8 protein-coding genes are annotated in these 6,154 nt (G+C 69.6%); 6 read left to right on the top strand and 2 right to left on the bottom strand.

The window, feature by feature from the left end; genetic code table 11:
• Positions 1-114: 114 nt before the first annotated feature.
• Positions 115-480, bottom strand: a complete 366-nt coding sequence (trxA, locus tag ACFWQG_RS11770) for a thioredoxin (protein WP_378507799.1) — start codon at positions 478-480, stop codon at positions 115-117.
• 139 nt (positions 481-619) lie between these two features.
• Positions 620-1,132 (bottom strand): 2'-5' RNA ligase family protein, encoded by a 513-nt coding sequence (locus ACFWQG_RS11765; protein ID WP_378507798.1) that lies wholly within the window; start codon positions 1,130-1,132, stop codon positions 620-622.
• On the opposite strand from ACFWQG_RS11765, the gene ACFWQG_RS11760 reads away from it, so the two are divergent.
• The 6 genes from ACFWQG_RS11760 (at position 1,131) to ACFWQG_RS11735 (ending at position 6,135) form a co-directional block, all read left to right on the top strand.
• A complete protein-coding gene (locus ACFWQG_RS11760; protein ID WP_378507797.1) occupies positions 1,131-2,258 on the top strand; it encodes an isocitrate/isopropylmalate dehydrogenase family protein in 1,128 nt (375 codons plus the stop codon). The two genes, ACFWQG_RS11765 and ACFWQG_RS11760, sit on opposite strands and share 2 nt — an antisense overlap.
• A gap of 67 nt (positions 2,259-2,325) precedes the next feature.
• Positions 2,326-3,222 carry an ABC transporter substrate-binding protein gene (locus ACFWQG_RS11755; RefSeq protein WP_378507947.1) on the top strand — a complete coding sequence of 299 codons (897 nt, stop codon included), beginning with the start codon at positions 2,326-2,328 and terminating at the stop codon, positions 3,220-3,222.
• A gap of 28 nt (positions 3,223-3,250) precedes the next feature.
• Complete coding sequence (locus ACFWQG_RS11750) at positions 3,251-4,213, top strand: amino acid ABC transporter permease (RefSeq protein WP_378507796.1); 963 nt, start codon at positions 3,251-3,253, stop codon at positions 4,211-4,213.
• 8 nt (positions 4,214-4,221) lie between these two features.
• A complete protein-coding gene (locus tag ACFWQG_RS11745) occupies positions 4,222-4,974 on the top strand; it encodes an amino acid ABC transporter ATP-binding protein (RefSeq protein ID WP_378507946.1) in 753 nt (250 codons plus the stop codon).
• 125 nt (positions 4,975-5,099) lie between these two features.
• Complete coding sequence (locus tag ACFWQG_RS11740) at positions 5,100-5,945, top strand: SPFH domain-containing protein (RefSeq protein WP_378507945.1); 846 nt, start codon at positions 5,100-5,102, stop codon at positions 5,943-5,945.
• Positions 5,946-5,949: 4 nt separating this feature from the next.
• The gene (locus ACFWQG_RS11735; protein WP_378507795.1) at positions 5,950-6,135 is read left to right on the top strand and encodes a hypothetical protein; all 186 of its coding nucleotides are present in this window, start codon (positions 5,950-5,952) and stop codon (positions 6,133-6,135) included.
• Positions 6,136-6,154 lie beyond the last annotated feature (19 nt).

Here is a 6,154-nt window from a genome sequence, read left to right as displayed (position 1 = left end):
TGGGGGGGGGGGGGGGGGGGGGGGGGGGGGGGGGGGGGGGGGGGGGGGAGGGGGGGGGGGGGAGGGGGGGGGGGGGGGGGGGGGGGTCCCCCCGGTCCCGGTGTCGTGCGGCGCTCAGGCCTCCTGCTGCGCGGCGATCTGCCTGCGCACCTCGTCCATGTCGAGGGCCTTGACCTGGGTGACCAGATCCTCCAGCGCTGCCTGCGGCAGCGCGCCCGGCTGGGAGAACACCAGGATCCCCTCCCGGAACGCCATGATCGTCGGGATTGACCGGATGTTCGCGGCCGCAGCGAGGCCCTGCTCGGCCTCGGTGTCCACCTTGGCGTGCACCACGTCCGGATGCGCCTCCGAGGACGCCTCGAAGGTGGGCGCGAACTGCTTGCAGGGGCCGCACCACGACGCCCAGAAATCGACCAGCACCACGTCGCTGCCGGTGACGATCTCGTCGAAGTTTTGCTGGGTCAGGGTCTGGGTGGCCAACTCGCATCCTCTCGCCGCCGGCCGCGGCCGGTCTCTGGTGCAGCGGGGGTCGCTGCCGTCGCGGGGTTCAACGCGCGATCAGCCCCGATTCTTCCCGACCGGTGCCTGCCGGGCCGTCGCCGCGCCGGCCGGGCGATGCTCACGCGATCCGCCACTCCCGCCTCTCCTCGCCGTCCCACCGCCGGATCCCGGCCCCCTTCCCGGAACCGTGGCCGGGCGTCAACAGGTTCACCGCTGGTCCGATCTCATCCGGGAATACCCGCCGCGCCAGCGTGATGTGCGGCGTCCAGTCACCCGGATGGCAGTGCGCGGGAATGCCGGGACATGCGTGCAGCACCCGAAAGATGCTTCGCTGCAACGCGAGCAGGCCCGCCGTGGGAATCACCAGGTACGCCAGTGTCTTTCGGTGACCGCCGAAGATCACCAGGCCGCCGATCGTCACCCGCAGATCCGGGGCGGTCAGCTGCTGCTGCAGCAGCAGATCGGTCTCCGGGTCGATGTGCCGGGCGACGGCGAGGGTCACGTGCGGCCGGTTCGTCGACCTGCGGACCACATCCTGGCTGGGGAGCGCGGCATCGGACAGCCGCCGCCACTCCCGGCGGATCGCGGTGTCGAGCTGGGCGTCGAGCAGCAGTTCCACGGACTGCACCATGCTGAGCAATGATGGTCGGGTGAACCCCTCGAGCGCAATCACAGGACAGTCGGGGAGTGCCACCGGTCCGCTCCGGCTGGGTCTGCTCGTCGGCGACGGCATCGGCCGCGAGATCGTTCCCGCGACCCGGCGGACCGTCGATACCGCCGCGGGCGGGGCACCGGTCGAGTGGGTCGAGCTGCCGATCGGCGCCGACGCCATCGCCTCCCACGGCACCCCGATCCCGGACGAGACCCTCGACGGGCTCGCCCGCCTCGACGGCTGGATACTCGGCCCCCACGACAGCGCCGCCTATCCCGAGGAGTTTCGCGGCACGCTGACGCCCGGCGGCCGCATCCGCAAACGGTTCGGCCTCTACGCGAACATTCGGCCTGCCCGCGCGTTCCCCGGCGTCCGCGCCGCCGTCCCCGGCATGGACCTGGTGATCGTCCGGGAAAACTCGGAGGGTTTCTACGCCGACCGCAACATGCACACCGGCAGCGGCGAATTCATGCCGACACCCGACGTCGCGCTGGCGGTCGCGGTGTTCACCCGGCGGGCGTGCGAACGGATCGCGCACACCGCGTGCGCGCTGGCCGCCCACCGCAGGGGGGCGGTCACGGTGGTGCACAAGGCCAACGTGCTGCCGCTGACCACCGGTCTGTTCCGGGACGTGTGTCTCGAGGTCGCCGCGCAGTACCCCGGGGTCCGGGTCGACACCGAGCATGTCGACGCGATGGCCGCGCACCTGGTCCGGAGGGGCGCCGACTTCGACGTCGTGGTGACCGAGAACATGTTCGGGGACATCCTGTCCGACCTGGCCGGGGAGCTGTCCGGGTCGCTCGGCACCGCGCCGTCGCTGAACGCCTCGGATTCGCAGGCGATGGCGCAGGCCGCGCACGGCGCGGCCCCCGACATCGCCGGACGTAACCGCGCCAACCCGACCGCGCTGATGCTGTCGGCGGCGATGCTGCTGGACTGGCTGGCGTCCCGCCGCGCCGATGACGGGCTCGCCCGCGCCGCGGGCCGGATCCGCAGTGCGGTCGCCGACACCCTCGCGGCGGGGGTCGCCACCGCCGACCTGGGTGGGTTGGCGTCGACCGCCGAGTTCACCGAAACCGTCGGGGCGCGAATCCTGCGGCGGTGACCGCGCTGCCAGTACGCTGCGAAGGGTGCGGTCCTCGCAGGCAGGAGCAACCACGTCGGCGCGTCGGTTGCCGCGGCGCGCGCGGAGTTTCGGTGCGAAGGCGGCAGGCATACTGGTCGCGGTGACGCTCGCCGTCACCGGGTGTGTGCACAACACCGAGGGCCTGGTGCCGCCGGAGACCGTCCCCGTCGAGCGGGTCGACGCGATCGCATCGCAGGTGCCCGACCGGGTCCGGGACAGTGGCCGGTTGAAGGTCGGGGTGAACGTGCCGTACGCACCGAACGAGTTCAAGGACGAAAACGGCACCATCGTCGGCTTCGACGTCGACCTGATGAACGCCGTCGCTGGCGTGCTTGGCCTGCGCGCGGAGTTCAATCAAGCCGACTTCGACAAGATCATTCCCGCGGTGCAGGCAGGCACCTTCGACCTCGGCATGTCCTCGTTCACCGACACCGTCGAACGGCAGAAGACGGTCGACTTCGTCGACTACTACTCGGCGGGCATCCAGTGGGCGCAGCGCACCGGCGAACCGGTCGACCCGAACGACGCATGCGGGCTCCGGGTCGGCGTGCAGACCACCACCACCGAGGACATCACCGAGGTCCCCGCCAAGTCGGACGCCTGCGTCGCCGCCGGCCGGGAACCGATCGCGAAGATCAAGTACGACAGCCAGGACGACGTGTCCAACGCGCTGATCCTCGGCCGGATCGACGCGATGTCCGCGGACTCGCCGGTCACCGCCTACGCGATCAAACGCAGCGACGGCAGGCTCGAGAAGGCGGGCCCGCAGTTCGACTCGGCCCCCTACGGTTGGCCGGTGCCGACGGGCTCGCCGCTCGCCCCGGTCCTCGCGCAGGCGCTGCAGCACCTCATCGACACGGGCGCCTACCAGCAGATCGCCGACAACTGGGGGGTCGGAGCTGGCACGGTCACCACCGCACGAATCAACGGCGCGACCAGCTGACACGGCAGCGGCAGGAAGGCGGAGGGCGATGACGCAGCACACGGCACCGGGCGCCGGGGACGCGGACGAGCCGGAACCGATCCGGGCGATCCCGCTGCGACGCCCCGGACGCTGGATCGCCGCCGTGGTGGTGCTGGTGCTGGTGGCCCTGTTCGTGTACGGCGCCGCCACCAACGAGGCGTTCGCCTGGGATGTGTACGGCCGCTACCTGTTCGATGCCAGAATCACCGAGGGCGCCTGGAAGACAATTCAGCTCACCGTCCTCGCGATGCTGCTCGCGGTGCTGCTCGGGGTCGTGCTTGCGGTGATGCGGCTGTCGCCGAACCCGGTGCTGCGCAGTGCCGCCTGGGTGTATCTGTGGGTTTTCCGCGGTACCCCGGTGTACGTGCAGTTGGTGTTCTGGGGTCTGATCCCGTCCATCTACAAGACCGTCCACCTCGGCGTCCCGTTCGGCCCGCAATTCGTGCAGTTCAACCTGCAGGATCTGCAGGCGGCGTTCCTGTTCGCGGTGATCGGCCTCGCCCTCAACGAGGCCGCGTACATGGCCGAGATCGTTCGCGCCGGAGTCGGCTCCGTGCACGAGGGGCAGATCGAGGCGTCCACCGCGCTCGGCATGTCCTGGGCGCAGACGATGCGCCGCACCGTCCTGCCACAGGCGATGCGGGTGATCATCCCGCCCACCGGCAACGAGCTGATCAGCATGCTCAAGACCACCTCGCTGGTGCTGGCGGTGCCGTACACCGGCGAACTGTGGGGTCGCGCCAGGGACATCTCGGGCGCCAACTTTCAGCTGATCCCGCTGTTGCTCGTCGCCGCCACCTGGTATTTGGCGATCACCAGCATCCTGATGATCGGCCAGTACTACCTGGAGCGGCACTACTCGAAGGGGCTGTCCCGGGTCCTCACCGCCCGGCAGTTGCAGGCCCTCGCCGACGCCCAGAACACACCGGTGCCGCCCGCCGCGGCGCCCGACGGGGGAGGTCCGCCGTGACGACACCGATGGTCAAGGCCGAACAGGTGTGCAAGAGTTACGGCGCCCTGCGGGTGCTGCGCGGCATCACCCTCGAGATCGACCGCGGACAGGTGCTGTGCCTGGTCGGACCGTCCGGGTCCGGCAAGTCCACGTTCCTGCGCTGCATCAATCACCTCGAGCAGATCAGCGCGGGCCGCCTCTACGTCGACGGCGACCTGGTCGGGTACCAGGAGAAGAACGGCAAGCTCTACGAACTGCACCCCCGGGCCGCGGCCCGGCAGCGCCGCGACATCGGCATGGTGTTCCAGCACTTCAACCTGTTTCCGCACCGGACCGCCCTGGAGAACGTGATCGAGGCGCCGATGCTGGTCAAGAAGGCGCGCCGCGTCGACGCCCGGACCAGGGGGATGGACCTGCTCGACCAGGTCGGGCTCGCCGCGAAGGCAGACGCCTATCCGGCGCAACTATCCGGCGGACAGCAGCAACGCGTCGCGATCGCCCGAGCCCTGGCGATGGACCCCAAGCTGATGCTGTTCGACGAGCCGACGTCCGCCCTCGACCCGGAACTGGTCGGTGAGGTGCTCGTCGTGATGAAAAACCTCGCGAAGGAGGGCATGACCATGGTCGTGGTCACCCACGAAATGGGTTTCGCGCGGGAGGTCGCCGATCGGCTGGTGTTCATGGACGGCGGCGTCGTCGTCGAGTCCGGCGACCCCCGGCAACTGATCACGGACCCGCAGCACGAGCGAACCAAGGCGTTCCTCTCGAAACTGCTGTAAGCACCCCACCCCACCCCCTTACCGAATGTGGGATTCGGTCACTCAGAGTGACCGAATCCCACATTCGGTCAGGGGAGGGTAATATCGTGGTGATATCACTTCGATAGCAATGTGGGGTAGTGGAGATGGAGCATCGGGCCTATCGGCTGAACGGGTTCGTGGTGTTGCTGGTGCTGGTGGTGATCGGGGTGATCGCGGCGGGACTCGCGCTGACCGGCCCCGTCGGGGTCGCGGGCGCGGTGATCCTCGCGGCGGCGATCGTCCTGGCCGCGACCGGCTTCACCGTGATCAACCCGAACGAGGCCCGGGTCGTCCAGTTCTTCGGACGGTACGTCGGATCGGTTTCCGATGCCGGGTTCCAGTGGGTGGTCCCGCTGACCACCAAGCGTCGGATCACGCTGCGGGTCCGGAACTTCGAGACCTCCAAGCTCAAGGTCAATGACGCAGCGGGCAACCCCGTCGAGATCGCCGCGGTGGTCGTGTACAAGGTGATCGACAGCGGCAAGGCGGTCTTCGCCGTCGACGACTACGAGGAGTACGTCGCGATCCAGTCGGAGACCGCGGTGCGACACCTGGCGACCACCCACCCGTACGACTCCGACCAGTCGGCGGGCACCAGCCTGCGCGACGGCACCGAGGTCGCGGCCGAGTTGACCGCCGAGCTGAGCGACCGCACCGACCTGGCGGGCATCGACATCATCGAGGCGCGGATCACTCACCTCGCCTACGCGCCCGAGATCGCGCAGGCGATGCTGGTCCGGCAGCAGGCCGCTCAGGTGGTCGCCGCGCGAACGAAGATCGTCGAGGGTGCCGTCGGAATGGTCGGTCTCGCGCTCGATCGACTGGGGGAGCAGGGCGTCGTCGAACTCGACGAGGAGCGCAAGGCGAACATGGTGTCCAACCTGCTCGTGGTGCTGTGCGGCGACAAGGCCACCCAGCCGATCGTCAACGCGGGCACCCTGTACTCCTGAGCCCATGGCGGAGCGGAAGAAGGTGCTGTTGCGGCTCGACCCTGCCGTCTACGACGCGATGGCGAAGTGGGCCGCCGACGACCTGCGCAGCGTGAACGCGCAACTCGAGTACGGGCTGCGGCGCGCACTTGAGGCGGCGGGCCGCTCGCCCCGGTCGAAGGACCGACCGGACGCCCCGGCCGCCGAGTGAACGGATCGTTCAGTCGATC

It is taken from the genome of Rhodococcus sp. NPDC058532, assembly GCF_042719255.1.
Taxonomy (GTDB): Bacteria; Actinomycetota; Actinomycetes; order Mycobacteriales; family Mycobacteriaceae; genus Rhodococcus_G.
This window is presented reverse-complemented; position numbering and strand designations above follow the sequence as displayed.

Excerpts from the sequence above, each read along its gene's own strand:
- ACFWQG_RS11760 (WP_378507797.1), top strand. The coding sequence starts at position 1,131 with ATGCTGAGCAATGATGGTCGGGTGAACCCCTCGAGCGCAATCACAGGA.
- ACFWQG_RS11765 (WP_378507798.1), bottom strand. The coding sequence starts at position 1,132 with ATGGTGCAGTCCGTGGAACTGCTGCTCGACGCCCAGCTCGACACCGCG.
- ACFWQG_RS11750 (WP_378507796.1), top strand. The coding sequence starts at position 3,251 with ATGACGCAGCACACGGCACCGGGCGCCGGGGACGCGGACGAGCCGGAA.
- ACFWQG_RS11745 (WP_378507946.1), top strand. The coding sequence starts at position 4,222 with ATGGTCAAGGCCGAACAGGTGTGCAAGAGTTACGGCGCCCTGCGGGTG.
- ACFWQG_RS11740 (WP_378507945.1), top strand. The coding sequence starts at position 5,100 with ATGGAGCATCGGGCCTATCGGCTGAACGGGTTCGTGGTGTTGCTGGTG.
- ACFWQG_RS11735 (WP_378507795.1), top strand. The coding sequence starts at position 5,950 with ATGGCGGAGCGGAAGAAGGTGCTGTTGCGGCTCGACCCTGCCGTCTAC.